At 72.3% G+C, this 15,642-nt stretch carries 18 protein-coding genes; 9 read left to right on the top strand and 9 right to left on the bottom strand.

All coding sequences use genetic code 11. The features are described 5' to 3' along the window. The first annotated feature begins 65 nt into the window (after positions 1–65). Together AB0G11_RS37730 and AB0G11_RS37725 are read left to right on the top strand one after the other, a co-directional pair. Positions 66–656, top strand: a complete 591-nt coding sequence (locus AB0G11_RS37730; RefSeq protein ID WP_357591439.1) for a hypothetical protein — start codon at positions 66–68, stop codon at positions 654–656. A gap of 40 nt (positions 657–696) precedes the next feature. Beyond that, positions 697–1,800, top strand: coding sequence for an FAD-dependent oxidoreductase (locus tag AB0G11_RS37725; protein ID WP_219506358.1), 1,104 nt, complete (start codon positions 697–699; stop codon positions 1,798–1,800). On the opposite strand, the gene AB0G11_RS37720 is transcribed toward AB0G11_RS37725, so the two are convergent. Continuing rightward, positions 1,792–3,018 (bottom strand): MFS transporter, encoded by a 1,227-nt coding sequence (locus AB0G11_RS37720; RefSeq protein ID WP_357591437.1) that lies wholly within the window; start codon positions 3,016–3,018, stop codon positions 1,792–1,794. The two genes, AB0G11_RS37725 and AB0G11_RS37720, sit on opposite strands and share 9 nt — an antisense overlap. Before the next feature lie 135 nt (positions 3,019–3,153). Between AB0G11_RS37720 and AB0G11_RS37715 the strand changes: the two genes are divergently transcribed. Beyond that, positions 3,154–4,440, top strand: coding sequence for a hypothetical protein (locus AB0G11_RS37715; RefSeq protein WP_357591435.1), 1,287 nt, complete (start codon positions 3,154–3,156; stop codon positions 4,438–4,440). 14 nt (positions 4,441–4,454) lie between these two features. Continuing rightward, complete coding sequence (locus tag AB0G11_RS37710) at positions 4,455–5,429, top strand: DUF2332 domain-containing protein (RefSeq protein ID WP_357591433.1); 975 nt, start codon at positions 4,455–4,457, stop codon at positions 5,427–5,429. On the opposite strand, the gene AB0G11_RS37705 is transcribed toward AB0G11_RS37710, so the two are convergent. After that, positions 5,389–5,742 carry a MerR family transcriptional regulator gene (locus tag AB0G11_RS37705; RefSeq protein WP_219506362.1) on the bottom strand — a complete coding sequence of 118 codons (354 nt, stop codon included), beginning with the start codon at positions 5,740–5,742 and terminating at the stop codon, positions 5,389–5,391. The two genes, AB0G11_RS37710 and AB0G11_RS37705, sit on opposite strands and share 41 nt — an antisense overlap. 53 nt (positions 5,743–5,795) lie before the next feature. Between AB0G11_RS37705 and AB0G11_RS37700 the strand changes: the two genes are divergently transcribed. Both AB0G11_RS37700 and AB0G11_RS37695 read left to right on the top strand, forming a co-directional pair. Beyond that, complete coding sequence (locus AB0G11_RS37700) at positions 5,796–6,104, top strand: putative quinol monooxygenase (RefSeq protein ID WP_357591431.1); 309 nt, start codon at positions 5,796–5,798, stop codon at positions 6,102–6,104. Positions 6,105–6,119: 15 nt separating this feature from the next. Next, positions 6,120–6,488, top strand: coding sequence for a VOC family protein (locus tag AB0G11_RS37695; protein ID WP_219506364.1), 369 nt, complete (start codon positions 6,120–6,122; stop codon positions 6,486–6,488). On the opposite strand, the gene AB0G11_RS37690 is transcribed toward AB0G11_RS37695, so the two are convergent. Continuing rightward, on the bottom strand, positions 6,478–6,678 hold the full coding sequence (locus AB0G11_RS37690; RefSeq protein WP_219506365.1) for an EF-hand domain-containing protein: 201 nt from the start codon (positions 6,676–6,678) through the stop codon (positions 6,478–6,480). The genes AB0G11_RS37695 and AB0G11_RS37690 overlap by 11 nt on opposite strands. 3 nt (positions 6,679–6,681) lie before the next feature. Beyond that, entirely contained in the window at positions 6,682–7,563 is an 882-nt protein-coding gene (locus AB0G11_RS37685) for a LysR family transcriptional regulator (RefSeq protein ID WP_219506367.1), read from the bottom strand. A gap of 62 nt (positions 7,564–7,625) precedes the next feature. On the opposite strand from AB0G11_RS37685, the gene AB0G11_RS37680 reads away from it, so the two are divergent. Together AB0G11_RS37680 and AB0G11_RS37675 are read left to right on the top strand one after the other, a co-directional pair. Then, a complete protein-coding gene (locus tag AB0G11_RS37680; protein ID WP_246645090.1) occupies positions 7,626–8,606 on the top strand; it encodes an aldo/keto reductase in 981 nt (326 codons plus the stop codon). 26 nt (positions 8,607–8,632) lie between these two features. Then, the gene (locus tag AB0G11_RS37675) at positions 8,633–10,276 is read left to right on the top strand and encodes an alpha-amylase family protein (RefSeq protein WP_357591429.1); all 1,644 of its coding nucleotides are present in this window, start codon (positions 8,633–8,635) and stop codon (positions 10,274–10,276) included. Positions 10,277–10,309: 33 nt separating this feature from the next. Here the strand turns inward: AB0G11_RS37675 and AB0G11_RS37670 are convergent, their stop codons facing one another. Next, on the bottom strand, positions 10,310–10,906 hold the full coding sequence (locus tag AB0G11_RS37670) for a TetR/AcrR family transcriptional regulator (RefSeq protein ID WP_357591427.1): 597 nt from the start codon (positions 10,904–10,906) through the stop codon (positions 10,310–10,312). A 114-nt stretch (positions 10,907–11,020) separates the two neighbouring features. Between AB0G11_RS37670 and AB0G11_RS37665 the strand changes: the two genes are divergently transcribed. Beyond that, the gene (locus tag AB0G11_RS37665) at positions 11,021–11,755 is read left to right on the top strand and encodes an SDR family oxidoreductase (RefSeq protein WP_357591425.1); all 735 of its coding nucleotides are present in this window, start codon (positions 11,021–11,023) and stop codon (positions 11,753–11,755) included. Between the two features lie 5 nt (positions 11,756–11,760). On the opposite strand, the gene AB0G11_RS37660 is transcribed toward AB0G11_RS37665, so the two are convergent. From AB0G11_RS37660 to AB0G11_RS37645, 4 genes are all read right to left on the bottom strand, one after another. Further along, the gene (locus tag AB0G11_RS37660) at positions 11,761–12,501 is read right to left on the bottom strand and encodes a cytochrome d ubiquinol oxidase subunit II (protein ID WP_219506374.1); all 741 of its coding nucleotides are present in this window, start codon (positions 12,499–12,501) and stop codon (positions 11,761–11,763) included. 9 nt (positions 12,502–12,510) lie between these two features. Continuing rightward, positions 12,511–13,752: a cytochrome ubiquinol oxidase subunit I gene (locus AB0G11_RS37655; RefSeq protein WP_219506376.1), complete on the bottom strand. Its 1,242-nt coding sequence runs from the start codon at positions 13,750–13,752 to the stop codon at positions 12,511–12,513. Positions 13,753–13,849: 97 nt separating this feature from the next. Continuing rightward, complete coding sequence (locus AB0G11_RS37650; RefSeq protein WP_219506378.1) at positions 13,850–14,518, bottom strand: response regulator transcription factor; 669 nt, start codon at positions 14,516–14,518, stop codon at positions 13,850–13,852. After that, positions 14,515–15,630, bottom strand: coding sequence for a sensor histidine kinase (locus tag AB0G11_RS37645; protein WP_219506380.1), 1,116 nt, complete (start codon positions 15,628–15,630; stop codon positions 14,515–14,517). The genes AB0G11_RS37650 and AB0G11_RS37645 overlap by 4 nt, the downstream gene beginning before the upstream one ends. Between the last annotated feature and the right edge of the window lie 12 nt (positions 15,631–15,642).

Below are 15,642 nucleotides of genomic sequence, written 5' to 3'. Positions count from 1 at the left end.
CGGAGCAGAAGCACCGGGGGGTAAAAATGCGGTCAACGTGGATACTCCTGGTTGCCGGGTTGGCCATGTGCGGGTTGCTTCCGGCCCTTCCCTCCGACGGCGCGCAGGCGATCTACATGGCCCGGGGTCTGCCGGTGGCGACCCCGTCCGACCGGCTCGTGGAGGACACCTTCTACGTCACCGAGGGCATCGAGGTGGCGCGTCAGCTCCTGCCCGTCGAGAAGGGCGTCGCCTTCCGCGCCGCGGCGGAGCTCGTGCCCGGCATCGGGGTCGACGCCGCGGGCAGGCTGTACGGCACGCCCGACCGGGCGGGCACGTACGCGGGGCACGTCCAGGTCTGCGCCGGCCAGAGCTGCACCGAGGAGCGGATCACGTTCGTCGTGCTGCGCAACGTGCCGTGGGACCCGGGCGTGCTCACCTTCCCCGGCTCGGCCGGACGGCCGCTGACCGGGCGCATCCAGATCAAGGGCGGGCCGTCGGGCGTGCTGCCTACCGTCAGCGTCACGAACCACGACGCGCTGCCACACGGCGTCACGATCGGCCCCGACGGGAACATCAGCGGCGTGCCGACGGCGGCGGGCGTGACGCGGGTGCCGGTGCGCATCTGCGTGGCGGGCAACTGCGCGGGCGTCGTGGTCACATTCATCGTGGTCTGACCCTTGCGGCGGGACCGGCTTTCCGGTCACCGTGAATCCCATGAAATCGGTCATTGTGGTCGGGGCAGGGATCTGGGGATCGTCGCTGGCCTTGCGGCTGGCCGAGACCGGCTGGGCGGTGACGCTGGTCGAGCAGCACACCCCCGGGCACGTGCGCCAGGCGAGCGCGGGGGAGACCAGGCTGCTGCGCTGCTCGCACGGCTCCGAGGAGTGGTACGCCCGGATGGCCTGGCGGGCGCGCGAGGGCTGGCGGCGGCTGGAGGAGCGGGCCGGCGAGCCGCTCTATCACGAGGCGGGCCTGATGTGGTTCGCCGGGACGCCGGACGGCTGGGAGCACACCAGCGCCCAGGTCCTGAAAAATCTCGACATCCCGTGTGAGGTGCTGGACCCCGCCGACGGCGCCAGGTTCTTCCCCGAGTTCCGCGGCGACGACCTCAGCTTCCTGCTCTGGGAGCCGCACGCCGGCGTGCTGCGCGCCCGCCGCGCCACCCAGGTCACCGCCGCCCTCGCCGTGTCGGCCGGCGTCCGCCTGGTCCGCGCCCGCGCCGTGCCCGCCCCGGACGGCGTCCGCGTGGGCGGCGACGTGCTCACCGCCGACCGGATCGTGTGGGCCTGCGGCGCCTGGCTGCCCGAGCTGTTCCAGGTGCCGATGACCGTGACCAAGCAGGACACGCTGCACTTCGCCGTGCCCACCGCCTGGACCACGCCCGGCACCCCCGCCTGGGTGGACCACGGCGCCTCGGCCTACGGCCACGGCGACGTCGACGGCGTGGGCATGAAGGCCACCTCCGACGCCGAGGGCAGGCCGTACGAGCCCGAACACGGCGAGCGCGTGGTCGACGAGGCCAGCGTCGCGAACGCCCGCGCCTACCTGGGCCGCCGCTTCCCGTCGCTGGTGTCGGCGCCGGTGCTGTTCAGCCAGGTCTGCCAGTACGCGCTCACGCCCGACGCCGAGTGGATCATCGCCGAGACGTCGCCCGGCGTGTGGCTGCTCGGCGGCGACTCCGGCCACGGCTTCAAGCACGCCCCCGCGCTGGCCGAGTACGTGGCGGGCGTCCTGGACGGCGACCACGCGCCGGAGCCCCGCTTCGCCCTGCGCGAGCGGGTCCCGGCACGCGGCCTGCGGACCAGCGGCTCAACGTGAGGCGTGCTCCGGCGCGCGCAGGTTGCGCACCCCGGGGGACAGCAGCGCGGCGCACGTCGAGAGCAGCACCAGGACCCCGCAGCCGACCAGCGCCGCCGGCGCGCCCACCCGCTCCGCCACCGGCCCCGCCAGCATGAGCCCGACCGGGCCGAACATCAGCGAGCCCAGCGCGTCGTACGAGCTCACCCGCGACAGCGACTCGGGCGGGATCTCCCGCTGCATCGTCGTCTGCCACAGCACCCCGAACACGTCGAAGCAGACGCCCAGCAGGAACGCGCCCGCCACGCTGGCCCACAGCGGGGCCTGCCCGCCGAGCAGGAAGTACGGCAGCGCCACCGGCAGGCAGCACAGGGTGCCGACCAGGATCGGGCGGCGCGGGCGCAGCCGCAGCGACACCACCACCCCGGCGATCGTGCCCACGCCCTCCCCGGCCAGGAACGCCGACCAGGCCGCCGCCCCGCCGAGACTCTGCTCGGCCAGCAGCGGCCCGAGCACCCCGTGACCGGCCTGGATCGCCATCACCAGCACGGAGAACTGCGCCACCACCACCCAGATCCACTGCCGGGACCTGAACTCGCGCCATCCTTCCTGCAGATCGGCCAGCACGGAGTCGCCGGGCTTGGCACGTTCCGACCGGGTCATCCGCAGGCCCGCGACGAGCACGCCCGCCAGCGCGTACAGCCCGGAGCTGACCGCCAGCGCCCAGCCGCCGCCGACCAGCACCACCGTGCCGCCGCCGAGGACCGCGCCGCCCACGCGGGAGACGTTCGCGCCCAGGCCCAGCAGCGCGTTGCCGGCCTGCAGCCGCTCCGGCGGCACCACCTCGGGGATGATGCCGGTCAGCGCGGGGAAGATCACCGCGATCCCCATGCCGGTCACCGCCGCTGCCGCCGCCATGAGGGGCATCGGCGTCCAGCCGGTCAGCATCATGGCCGCCAGCGCGGCGAACCCGGCGGCGTTCACCCACTCGCCGGCCATCATCACCCGGTTGCGCGGCAGCCGGTCCGCGATCACCCCGCCGAACAGCAGTAACAGCACGGTCGGCAGCGACTGCGCGGTGAGCACCACCGACAGCGTGGTGGCGGTCGCGCCGGGCAGGCGCAGCACCCCGAACGCCAGGGCGACGGGCGCGAACGTGCTGCCCAGCACCGAGAGCGTCCGGGCGGACAGCAGCAACGCGAACCGGCGGTCCCGGAGCAGCGCGAGATCCCCGAGCACGCCTCTTCCCCCTTGCTGAGCCCCGCACTCGCCGTGGAGGACAGTCGTAAAGCAACCCCGTTGATGTGATTGAACGATACTGATTCGGCCGATAGTGTGCGATATGCCCGGCGATCACCCCCCTCGGAAGGCGCCATGAGACTGAGGCAGATCTTCGTCATCGGCCTGACCCTGTCGCTGCTCGGCATCGGCGTCCCCGCCTGGTCGCAGGACGACCCGCGCAGCTGCAACGACCTGATGGACGCGGACGCCCCCGCCTATGTCGTCTGCACCTGGCTCGCCACGCCCGAGGAGGCGGCCGACATCGCCAGGTTCTGGGCCGGCAACGACGGCCAGAACATGAAGGACTCCGGTCCCATGGACAAGGGCACCGTCGACTGCACCCAGCCGGGCAACGTCTGCCCCGGCGGCGGCGAGGGTGACGGCGAGATGCACGAGATCGGCGACCCGCTCCCCGAGGACGCCGAAGAGGGCGGCACCCCCGAGTGCGAGGGCGCCGAGCCCTGCTACGTCGACCCCGACAACGTCACGCCCGCCCAGGCCAAGCAGGCCGCCGAGAGCCCCACCGGCCAGAGCGTCAAGACCGCCGCCGCAACCGGCATGCGCATCTGGATCGACGCCGAGCTGGCCGACGACTACAAGGCCGGCAAGCTCGCCGAGGCCGCCAAGCAGGTCGCCGCGCTCGCCGTGCAGCCCGGCGTCGTCGGCGTCCGGTTCAGCTCCCAGCTCGGAGCCAACAGCACCTTCGAGAGCGCCGACGAGATCGACGCCTTCCTGACCGAGGCGTCCACCGCCCTGCGCAACTCCGCCCCCGGCAAGAAGCTCGCCGTCCACACCGTCGTGCCGGTCCTCGGCTGCGGCGCCGACGACGCCTGCAAGGCCGAGCTGACCAAGAAGCACCCGCTCCTCGACCCCGAGCGCGTCGGCGGCTGGCTCGCCAAGGGCCTCGTCGACCAGCTCGCCCTCGACGGCGGCCACCTGGCCACCGAGTACGCCACCTGGCAGATCTCCGCCGCCGACGCCCAGCGCAACCAGTGGATCCAGGTCCGCGCCCGCGCCTGGGACGCCTACGGCCAGATCGCCGCCGAGGACGCCGGCTTCGCCGCCCCCGGCGGCCCGCAGCTCACCGCCGAGCAGGCCACCCAGTCGATCACCGACCGCGTCGCCGCCCCGCTCCAGGCCGACGCCGCCGAGACCGTCACCCTCTGGACCCGCTGGCAGAACGACCAGGGCCAGGTCAACCGGGCCTACGGCGAGAAGTGGGCGGCGAACGCCACCTGGGACGAGCTCAAGAAGCTCACCTCGGTGCGGCCCCGCCTGGCCACGCTGTACAACCCGGCCGCTCCCGAGGTGGACGCGGCGACGGACCTGAAGAACCTCGCGCAGGTCTTCGGCCAGGTGTACCTCCACAGCGGCCTCTGAGCCACCCGGCGGACATGGACACCGCCGGGCGCTACCGAGGCTTCGCCCTGGAAGCCCGCGGCCACTCGCCCGCCTACGAGCTCCTGGCGAGCAGGATCGCCGACGACGACGGCCTGCTCGCCCTGATCGACCGGCTCCCCGAGGCCAAACGGCAGCCGAACCTGCTGCTGGGAGCCGTACGCCACCACGGCGGCCCGCACGACGACTACGCGACCTTCCGCGCCTGGACGACCGCCCACTGGGACCTGGTCAGCGCCACCATGCGCGCCCGCAGCACCCAGACGAACGAGCCGGGCCGGTGCGCCACCCTCCTGCCGGTCCTCGCCGCCCTGCCCCAGCCGCTGGCCCTGATCGAGGTGGGCGCGTCGGCCGGCCTGTGCCTCTACCCGGACCGGTACGCCTACCGCTACGACGACCGCCCGGTGCTCGGCTCCGCCGAGGTCGTCCTCGACTGCCGCACCGGCGGCCGGGCCCCGCTCCCGCGGGAGGTGCCCGCCGTCGCCTGGCGGGCCGGACTCGACCTCAACCCGCTCGACGTGCGCGACCCCGGCGACGTGCGCTGGCTGGAGTCGCTGATCTGGCCCGAGCGGCACGAACGCCTGCGCCGCCTGCGGGCCGCCGTCCGCGTGGCCGGCGCGGACCCGCCCCGCCTCGTGCGCGGCGACCTCAACGAGGCGCTCGCCGGCCTGATCGCCCAGGCGCCCGCCGGGGCCACCCCGGTCGTCTTCCACAGCGCGGTGCTCGCCTACCTGCCGCCGGAGGCGCGGGCGGCGTTCGCCGGGACCGTGCGCGCCCTGCCCGGCCACTGGATCTCCAACGAGGCCCCCGGCGTGCTGCCGCTCCCGGGCACTCCCGAGCCGCCCGCCGGCCGCGCGGTGTTCGTGCTCGCCCTCGACGGCAGGCCGCTGGCGTTCGCCGGTCCGCACGGTCAGTCGCTCGACTGGTTCGCTAGTGAGCCGCCGCCAGCGACCGGTCCAGCAGCTCGCTGAGCGCCCCGCGCGCCTCCTGCAGCTCGTCGATCCGCTGGTCGAGGTCCGTCAGATGACTCCGTACGTGATCGAGCACGCACGCCTGGAGGCCCACGCCGTCGTCCAGGAAGCACGGCATGACCTCCCGGATGACCTTCGTCGGCAGCCCGGCTCCCAGCAGCGCCCGGATCTGCCCCACCCTGGCCGGGGCGTCGGGCGCGTAGGTGCGGTGACCGCCGCTCGTCCTGACGGACTCCAGCAGCCCCTGATCCTCGTAGTAGCGCAGCAGGCGTACGTTGACGCCGGTGACGCGCGCCAGATCGCCGATCTTCACGTGACCCACCTCACCTTGAACCTCACACCGTTGGAGATCCTAACGTGGGCGGCATGACACAGATTTCCCTCTACGGCTTCCTTCGTCCCCGGCCCGAGCGCATGGACGAGGTCCGGCGCATCCTCACGTCGCTCGTCGAGCCCAGCCGCGCCGAGCCCGGCAACCTGCACTACGACCTGCACGAGCAGGAGGACGGCCGGTTCTTCCTCTACGAGGTCTGGCGCTCCCGGGAGGACCTGGAGCTGCACAACCAGTATCCGCCGCTGCGCGACTTCCTCGGCAACCTGTCCGACTACCTGGAGGAGGCCCCGGAGGCTTACTCCGGCACCCCGCTGAGCCCGCCCGCGCACGAGCGTCCGTGAGCATATGATCAGCGCATGGCGTGCCGCATCACCGAGCTCGTGCTCGACTGCCGTGACCCCGAGCGCCTGGCGGCGTTCTGGTGCGACGTGCTGGGCTATGTCGTGCTCGACCGCGATGAGGGCAGCGTGGGGATCGGGCCGGAGCGGCCGGGGCACCTGCCGGCGCTCGTGCTCAGCCTCTCCGACGACCCGAAGACGGGCAAGCTGCCGCTGCACATCGACGTCAACGCCACCGACCGCGATCAGGACGCGGAGCTGGCCAGGCTGCTGGCGATCGGCGCCCGGCACGCCGACGTGGGCCAGACCGGCGAGGAGACGTGGATCGTGCTGCAGGACCCGGAGGGCAACGAGTTCTGCCTGCTCCGGCGCACGGTCAAGGCTTGAGGAAGCTGCCGAACTCCTCGACGTCGATGAGCCCGTCGCCGTCCTTGTCGAGGCGCCGGACGCCTGCCTGGGCGGCTTCGAGGGTGATGGGCTGACCCAGCACCTCCATCAGCCGCACCAGCTCCTCGGCCGAGATGCGGCCGTCGTCGTCGGAGTCGATCAGGTCGAAGGTGATCGCGTAGTCGCTCATGGGTCAGACCTTAGTGGCGATCCGGCGGAGCGCGTCCACGAACCCGGTCACTTGCGGGCTGCGGTTGCCGGCCCGCCAGGCGATGGCCAGCCGGGCGGGCGGCAGGCCGGTGACCGGGCGGTGGAGCAGGCCGGGCCGCTTGTACAGTTTGGCGTTGCCCTCGGCGACGAGCACGACGCCGAGGCCGCCGGTGACGGCCTCGAAGACCTCCTCGGGGGTGCTCGCGGTGACGCCGACGACGGGCCCCGCGCCGGGGGAGGCGTCGCGGCCCAGCCAGAAGTCGCGCATCGGCCCGGCGGCGGCCGGCAGGGCGATGAACGGCTCGTCACGCAGCCGGTCGAACGGGATCTCGTCCAGACCGGCGAGCGGATGGTCGGCGGGCATGACGACGCATCGGCGCTCGGTGACGAGCACGTGCGTCTCCAGGCCGGGCGGGGCGGGCAGCCAGAGGAAGGCCACGTCGGAGCTGCCGTCCGCCAGGCCGCCGCTGGGGTCCTCCCAGCTCACCAGCCGCAGCGCGACCTCCCAGCCGGGCATGGCGGCGCGGAAGCCGCGCAGCGCCTCCTGCTGCAGGCCCCGGCCGACGGCGGTCTGCAGGCCGATGACCAGCGTGCCGGTGGGTGCGGCGGCCCTGGCGGTCTCGTAGCCGGTGTTCCACCGGTCGAGCAGGTCGGCGGCCACGGGCAGCAGCGCCGCGCCCTGCCGGGTGAGCGTGACGCCGCCGGGCACGCGGTCGAACAGCGGGCAGCCGAGCTGCCGTTCGAGCGCCCTGAGCTGCTTGGACAGCGCGGGCTGCGAGACGAACAGCCGTTCGGCGGCCCGGGTCACGTTCAGCTCCTCGGCGACCGCTACGAAGTACCGCAGATCCCGCAAATGCACGTCCATAGCTGATGGTTATAGCAAAGGGTCTTGGACGGGACCCGGCCCCCGGCAGCAGGATCGGCGGCATGAAGACACGTGAACTCGGCGGTTTGACGGTCCCGGCACTCGGCTACGGCGCGATGGTGCTGTCGCCCGGCATCTACGGCGACATCGACGAGGAACGGGGTGAGGCGGCGATCCGGGCCGCGCTGGACGCGGGCGCCACCCATGTGGACACCAGCGACGCCTACGGGCCCGACGGGCAGAACGAGCGCCTGGTCGGCCGGGCGATCAAGGGCCGCAGGGACGAGGTGGTCGTGGCCACCAAGTTCGGCCTGGCCGTGCCCGAAGGCGAGGACAGCAGGGCGCAGCCGGTCGGCTACGCCTTCGGCGAGCTGCGCGTGAACGCCGAGCCCCGGCTGGTGCGGCGCTACGCCGAGGCGAGCCTGCGCAACCTGGACACCGACGTGATCGACCTGTACTACCTGCACTACGCCGACCCGGGCGTGCCCGTCGAGGACACCGTCGGGGCGATGGCCGAGCTGGTCAAGGCCGGGCTGGTCAGGCACCTGGGCCTGTCCAATGTGACGGCCGCGCAACTGCGCCGGGCGCACGCCGTGCACCCGGTGGCGGCCGTGCAGAACGAGTGGTCCATGTGGCGGCCGATCGACCCGCTCCTGCTGCGCACGGCCGGCGAGCTCGGGGTGGGCATCGTGGCGTGGAGCCCGCTCGGCAACGGCTTCCTCACCGGCACCGTCCAGCAGCTCGGCGAGAACGACTTCCGGCACAACGCGCCGCGCTTCTCCGCCGAGAACCTGGCCGCCAACAACGACCGCTACGCGCCGATCCGCGGCCTGGCCGACCGGCTCGGCATCACCCCGGCCCAGCTCGCCCTGGCCTGGCTGCTCCACCAGGACGACCACGTCGTGGCCATCCCCGGCAGCCGCACCCCCGCGCACATCAGGGAGAACGTGGAAGCGGCCGGCATCACGCTGCACGCCGACACGCTCGCGACCATCGACGAAGCGCTCGGCCGGTTCGAGGTGACGGGCGGGACGCTTCTTTAACCGCATTTGGGGGTAGCTGGGCCCCCATGCGAATGACGTACACCAGCGACCTGTGGTGGAAGAACGCCGTCGTCTACTGCCTCGACGTCGAGACGTTCAAGGACGGCAACGGCGACGGCATCGGCGACTTCCGCGGGCTCACGCAGGAGATCGACTACCTCGCCGGCCTCGGCATCACCTGCCTGTGGCTGATGCCGTTCTACCCGACGCCCAACAAGGACGACGGCTACGACGTCACCGACTTCTACAGCGTCGACCCCAGGCTCGGCACGCTGGGCGACTTCGTGGAGTTCATGCGCACCGCCCACGACCGCGGCCTGCGGGTCATCGCCGACCTCGTCGTCAACCACACCTCCGACCAGCACCCGTGGTTCGTGGAGTCCAGGTCCGGCCGCGACTCGCCCAGACGCGACTGGTACGTCTGGTCCGACACGCCCGAGCCGAACCCGAAGGAGGTCGTCTTCCCCGACAAGGAGGACAGCGTCTGGGAGCACGACCCGCACACCGGCCAGTACTACCTGCATACCTTCTACCGCCACCAGCCCGACCTCAACGTCGCCAACCCCGAGGTGCGCGACGAGATCGCCCGGGTGCTCGGCTTCTGGATGGAGCTGGGGCTGTCGGGGTTCCGGGTGGACGCGGTGCCGTTCCTCATCGAGAACGTCTCGCCGGAGCTCGCCGACCCGCACGACTTCCTGGCCGAGCTGCGCGCGTTCATGACCCGCCGCAAGGGCGGCTCGGTCCTGCTCGGCGAGGTCAACCTGGAGTACGACCAGCTTCTCGAGTACTTCGGCGACGGGCTGGGGGACCAGCTCACGATGTGCTTCGACTTCGTCGCCATGCAGCGCGCCTGGCTGTCGCTGGCCAGACGCGACGCCGGGCCGCTCGCCTCGGCGCTGCGCGAGCGGCCCGAGCCGCCCAAGGACTGCCAGTGGGCGATGTTCCTGCGCAACCACGACGAGCTGACGCTGGACAAGCTCACCGAGGACGAGCGGCAGGAGATCTTCGCCGCGTTCGGGCCGGACAAGGACATGCAGATCTTCGGCCGGGGCCTGCGCAGGCGGCTGCCGCCCATGTTCGGCGGGGACGAGAGGCGGATCAAGATGGCCTACAGCCTGCTGTTCTCGCTGCCGGGCACGCCGGTGCTCTTCTACGGCGAGGAGATCGGGCTGGGTGAGGACCTGTCGGCGGAGGGCCGGATGGCTGTGCGAACCCCCATGCGCTGGTCGGCCGAGGGCGGCTTCACCCAGGCCGAGCGGCCCGTGCGCGCCATGCCCGACGGGCCGAACGTCGCCGACCAGAGGCGCGACAACGACTCGCTGCTGCGCTGGATCCAGCTGCTCATCGAGCGCTACCGGGAGTCGCTGGAGCTGGCCTGGGGCGACCACACGGTGCTGGACGCGGGCGACCCGGCCGTGCTGGCCCACCGCTGCGACGCCGACGGGGCGACCATCGTGGCCGTGCACAACCTGGACGACCGGGAGTGCGAGGCCGAGCTCGACCTGACCGGCCTGGAACGCTGCGTGCTCACCGACCTCCTGGTCGACGGCACGGTGAAGGTGCCCGGCTCGGGCCGGGTGCGGCTTCCGCTGGACCCGTACGGCTGCCGCTGGCTCCGGGTGTCGGCCCCCGAGGTCTCCCCGGAGGACGCCTCCGTCAAGGCCCAGTGACGTCAAGCCCAGTGACGTCAGGGCCCCGTGACGTCAGGCTGCCGCGGTGGCGGGCCAGGCGCGCATGGCGAGCGCGGCCAGCTCGGTGAGCGCCGCGGGGGAGGCCCCGTCGCGCGCCTGGTTGGACATGCCCTGCAACACCGCCGCGTAGTAGGTCGCCAGCGCGGCCGTGTCGGTGCCCGGGGGCAGCCGCCCGGCCGCCGCGTCGTCGTCGAACCGTGCCTGGATCGCCGCCTTCGTCCGCTCGCGCTGCCGCCGCAGCAGCTCCTGCACCTCGGCCGACTCCGGCCCGCAGTTGACCCCGGCGGAGACGACCATGCAGCCGGGCGGGTGCTCCGGGGCGGAGAACTCGGTGGCCGCCTCGCGCAGCACCCGTTCGATCGCCTGGCGGCCGGTCGGCTCCTCGGCCAGCGCCCGGGCGGTGAACGCCCCGTAGGTCTCCTGGTAGAGGCCCAGCGCCTCCTCGAACAGCCGCCGCTTGTCGCCGAACGCCGCGTACAGGCTGGGGGGCCTGATGCCCATGGCGGCGGTCAGCTCGGCGACGGAGGTGGCCTCGTAGCCGTGCCGCCAGAACGCCAGCACCGCGCTGTGCAGTGCCGTGTCCCGGTCGAACGCCCGTTGTCTCGCCATCCCCCCATTCTAGAGCGATCGCTATAAAACGAGCGCCTCGGTACGGGGCGTCGTTTGTGTAGCGATCGCTATGTTATGGTTCTTCTGTATCGATCACTACAGAAAGAGCTCGTCATGAAGACTGCCCTCGTCACCGGTTCCAGCAGGGGAATCGGCCGTGCCATCGCGCTGCGCCTGGCGCGTGACGGCTTCCGCGTCATCGTCAACTACGCCGCCGACGAGGCCGCAGCCAAGGAAGTCGTCCGGCTCGTGGAGGAACAGGGCGGCAGCGCGCTCGCCGTCCAGGCCGACCTGGGCGACCCGGCCCAGGTGGAGGCGCTGGCCGAACGGGTCAAGCTGGAGAGCGGCGTGCTGGACGTGCTGGTCAACAACGCCGGCGTCGCCGTGCACCGGCCCATCGAGGAGGAGACGCCCGAGTCGTTCGACCGGCACTTCGCGGTCAACGTCAAGGGCCTGTTCTTCCTGACCCAGCGGCTGCTGCCGCTCATCCCCGACGGCGGCCGCATCGTCAACGTCACCTCCGGCGTCACGCGCATCGCCTTCCCCGGCGCGATCGCGTACTCGATGACCAAGGGCGCCGTCCAGACGTTCACGCTGGCGCTGGCCAAGCAGCTCGGCCCGCGCGGGATCACGGTCAACAACGTCGCCCCCGGCATCATCGACACCGACATGAACGCGGGCTTCCTGCGCGACAACCCGGAGGGCCGGGCGAACGCGGCGGGCTATCACGCGGTGGGCCGGGTCGGCCGCCCGGAGGAGATCGCCGACGTGGTGGCCTTCGCCGCGTCGCCCGAGGCGAGCTTCATGACCGGCACCACGCTCGACGCCACCGGCGGCGGCAACCTCTGAAGGCTCTAGAGGTACGACGGGCCGGTCACGCGGTGGCGGAACGTCCACCACACCCACGCCTGGGCCGCGACCAGCAACGGGATCATCACCAGGGTCACCGGCACCAGCAGCGCCCCGGACGTTCCGGCCACCGGCTCCAGCCGCACCCCCGCCAGCACGCCGACCGCGGCCAGCGCCACCGCCGTCAGCGCGAACGTGCGCAGCTCGCCCGCGCCGCCCGACAGCACCGCCGCCCGCTCGCGCAGCACCCCGCGCAGCCGCAGCGCGGCGAACGCCAGCCCGTGCGTGCCGAACAGCGCGGCCAGAGCCAGCGCCGGCAGCGCCAGGAGCGGCCCCTGGATGCCCAGCGCCACGACGCTGAGCAGCGCCCCCCAGCACAGCGCCAGCCCCCAGCTCCCGGCGACGATCGCGCCGTCCCACACCGCCTGCCAGCCGCGCCCCGGCACCCGGCCGCGCAGCCACAGCCCCATGTCGCGGATCACCCACGCCAGCAGCAGCACCACGACCAGCGGGTAGTTCTCGTGCAGCAGCTCCGCCTCCAGCGCCGGGAACAGCCCGGCCAGCACGCCCGCGGTCACCACCAGCCACACCTCGTTGCCGAGGAAGAACGGCGCGATCGCGGCGATCGTCTCCCGCCGCTCTCCCGGCGTCCGCCCCAGGTACGGCAGCACCATGCCGACCCCGATGTCGGCCCCGGCCAGCACCAGGTAGCCGAGCGCGAAGAAGGCCAGAACGAAGATCTCCATGTCGGCTCCTCAGAAGGTCAGGACGGGCTGGGGGGCGTCGATGGGCCGGTCGCCCAGGGCCACGGCCGCCGGCCCCGCCTTGGCGGCCCTGGCCAGCAGCCAGTAGTTGATCAGGACCAGTACGGCGAACACCGAGGTGAAGGCGATGACCGAGAACCGCATCTGCCCGGCCGACACCGGCGACATCGCCTCGGAGGTGGTCAGCAGCCCGTAGACGGCCCACGGCTGGCGGCCCATCTCCCGGAAGATCCACCCGGCCAGCATCGTGGCGAACGGCACCGGGATCATCGCCACCAGCAGCCAGTGCCACACCCGCAGCCCGCGCACCACCGGCCTGAACAGCATGAGCAGCGTGCTCGGCGCGGCCACGAACAGCATGAGCGCGAACAGCCCCATCATCCAGGTGCCGCCTGCCTGCACCCAGCCCACCGGGGGCAGCCAGTCGCCCGGCCCGTGCCGGGCCACCATCTCGGCCTGGGCCGCCGCCAGGTCGCCCGACCAGGCGGCGAGCTTGGTCACCTGCATCGTGCCGAACCCCATGCCGCCGAACGTCGCCGTGACCATCAGCGCGGGCGCGGCCACGCCCAGCCCGAGCCGCAGCGACTTGCGGAAGAAGTCCTGCTCGGAGGTCCGCTTGCTCAGGTGGTAGGCGCTCACCCCGGCCATGAAGAACCCGCCGACGACCATCGCGCCGCTCAGGATGTGCGCGAACGCCACCAGCGCCGCCGGGTTGGCGACCATCGCGCCGAAGTCCGCCAGGTGCAGCACGCCGCCGTCGAGCCGGTAGCCGACCGGGTTCTGCAGGAAGCCGTTCGACACCATGATCCAGAACGCGGACGCGTACGCGGTGAGCGTGACCACCCAGATCAGCGCCAGGTGCGCCCACCGGTTCAGCTTGTTCCAGCCGAAGATCCACAGGCCCAGGAACGTGGCCTCGACGAAGAAGGCGACCATCGTCTCCAGGGCCAGCGCCGAGCCGAACGCGTTGCCCGCGAACTCCGTGAGCCCGCTCCACGACAGCCCGAGCTGGAACTCCATGACGAGCCCGGTGACGATGCCCATCGCGTAGTTGATGATGTAGAGCTGCCCCCAGAAGCGCGTCATCCCCTGGTGGACGGGGTTGCCGCCGAAGGTGGCCCGGGTCTGGATGACGGCCACGAGCGTCGCCAGGCCGAGTGTCAGCGCCACGAACAGGAAGTGCGCGCCCGCGGTGAGCGCGAACTGCAGGCGGGCCAGTTCAACGGTGTCCATGCGTAGCAGGATCCGATGACGGTTACGCCCGGGTCGTCCACCTCAGGCGGGCACCCGCCGTACCCCTGGGGTGACACGGCGGGCCGCGGCGTACACCTCAGGTTGTAAGCCAGCCCGGGGTGATCATGCCGGCCTCGTAGGCGAGGACCACGAGCTGGGCCCGGTCGCGCACGCCGAGCTTGGTCATGATGCGGCTGACGTGCGTCTTGGCCGTCGCGGGGCTCAGCACGAGCCGGGCGGCGATCTCGTCGTTCGACAGGCCGCCCGCGACCAGGCTCATGACCTCGCGCTCGCGCTCGGTGAGGGAGTTGAGCTCGGGGCCGGGCTCGGGGCGCTTGACGCGGCCGGCGAACTCGGCGATCAGCCGCCGGGTGATCGACGGCGCGATCAGCGCGTCGCCCCTGGCCACGACCCGGACGGCGTGGATCAGCTCGGCCGGCTCGGTGTCCTTGACCAGGAAGCCGCTGGCCCCGGAGCGCAGCGCGCCGTAGACGTAGTCGTCGAGGTCGAACGTGGTCAGGATGATGACCTTGACCTCGTCAAGCCGGGGGTCGGTGACGATCTGCCGGGTGGCCTCCAGGCCGTCGAGCTCGGGCATGCGGATGTCCATGAGCACCACGTCCGGCCGGGTCTCGCGGGCCAGGGTCACGGCCTGCGTGCCGTTGGCGGCCTCGGCGACGACCTCGATGTCGTCCTCGTCGCTGAGGATGGACCGGAAGCCGGCCCGTACCAGGGTCTGGTCGTCGGCCAGCAGCGTGCGGATCATGTGGCTCCGTTCAGGGGTAGTTCGGCGACGACCCGGAAGCCGCCCTCGGGGCGGGGGCCGGCGTCGAGCCTGCCGCCCAGGGCCGTGGCGCGCTCGCGCATGCCCTGCAGCCCGTAGCCGCTGCCCTCGGTGAACACGGCCCCCGGTCCATCATCCTCCACGCGGATCAGGATATTTCCGGACGTGTTGCTGACGGAGAGTGTCGCCGCCTTCGTCCCGGAGTGCCGTGACACGTTCGTCAGCGCCTCGCGGATGATCCGCGTCGCCGCGAGGTCCACCTCGACCGGCACCTCGTCCAGCGGCCCCGACAGCTCGGTCCGCACCTCCAGCCCCGACGCCGCCACCAGCGCGTCGATGCGGCCCAGGCTGTCGGCGGGCGCGGTCGGCGCGTCCTCGTCCACCTGGCGCAGCACTCCCAGCGTGGTGCGCAGCTCGCGCAGCGTCTCCTTGCTGGTGTCCTTGATCGCGCGCAGCGCCGCCTCGGCGTCCTCCGGCCGCTTCTTCAGCCCGTGCAGCGCAGCCGACGCCTGCACGTTGATCATCGATACGTTGTGCCCGAGCACGTCGTGCAGCTCCCTGGCGATGCGCAGCCGCTCCTCGCCGGCCCGCCGCCTGGCCTCCTCCTCACGCCCGTGCTCGGCCTCGCGCACCCGGCGGTCGGCCTCCGCGAGGTAGGCGCGGCGGTTGCGGCTCACGCTGCCCGCCGCGATGGCCGCCACCACCCAGCCCGCGATCATCGCCAGCGCGCTGTCGTCGACGTGCCGCACGTCACCGGTCTCGCCGAGCCCCATGAGCAGCAGCGACGCCGACCCGGTGGTGATGGCCGCCGTGAGGTGCCCGTGGTCGGCCGCGGTGTAGAGCATCAGGAACGGCACGAAGATGAGCGGCCCGTCCAGCCGGGCGAACGGGTAGTAGGCCACCACGGCGGCCGACACCACGATCAGCGTCAGCACCGGGTAGCGCTTGCGCAGCAGCACCCCGGCCGCCGTGATCAGCGGCAGCACCACGTCGAGCACGTTCGGCTGCTGGTCGGCCCGGATGATCCAGGCGGCCAGGACGCCGAGCAGCGTGATCGCCACCGCGGCCACCGAGACGATGGTGCTCCTCCGCATGTCTCCCATTCT

The organism is Nonomuraea sp. NPDC023979 (assembly GCF_040639085.1).
In the GTDB taxonomy this organism is placed as follows: Bacteria; Actinomycetota; Actinomycetes; order Streptosporangiales; family Streptosporangiaceae; genus Nonomuraea; species Nonomuraea ceibae.
The sequence above is the reverse complement of the archived record's forward strand: the minus strand, read 5'-3'. Positions and strand labels throughout refer to the sequence as shown.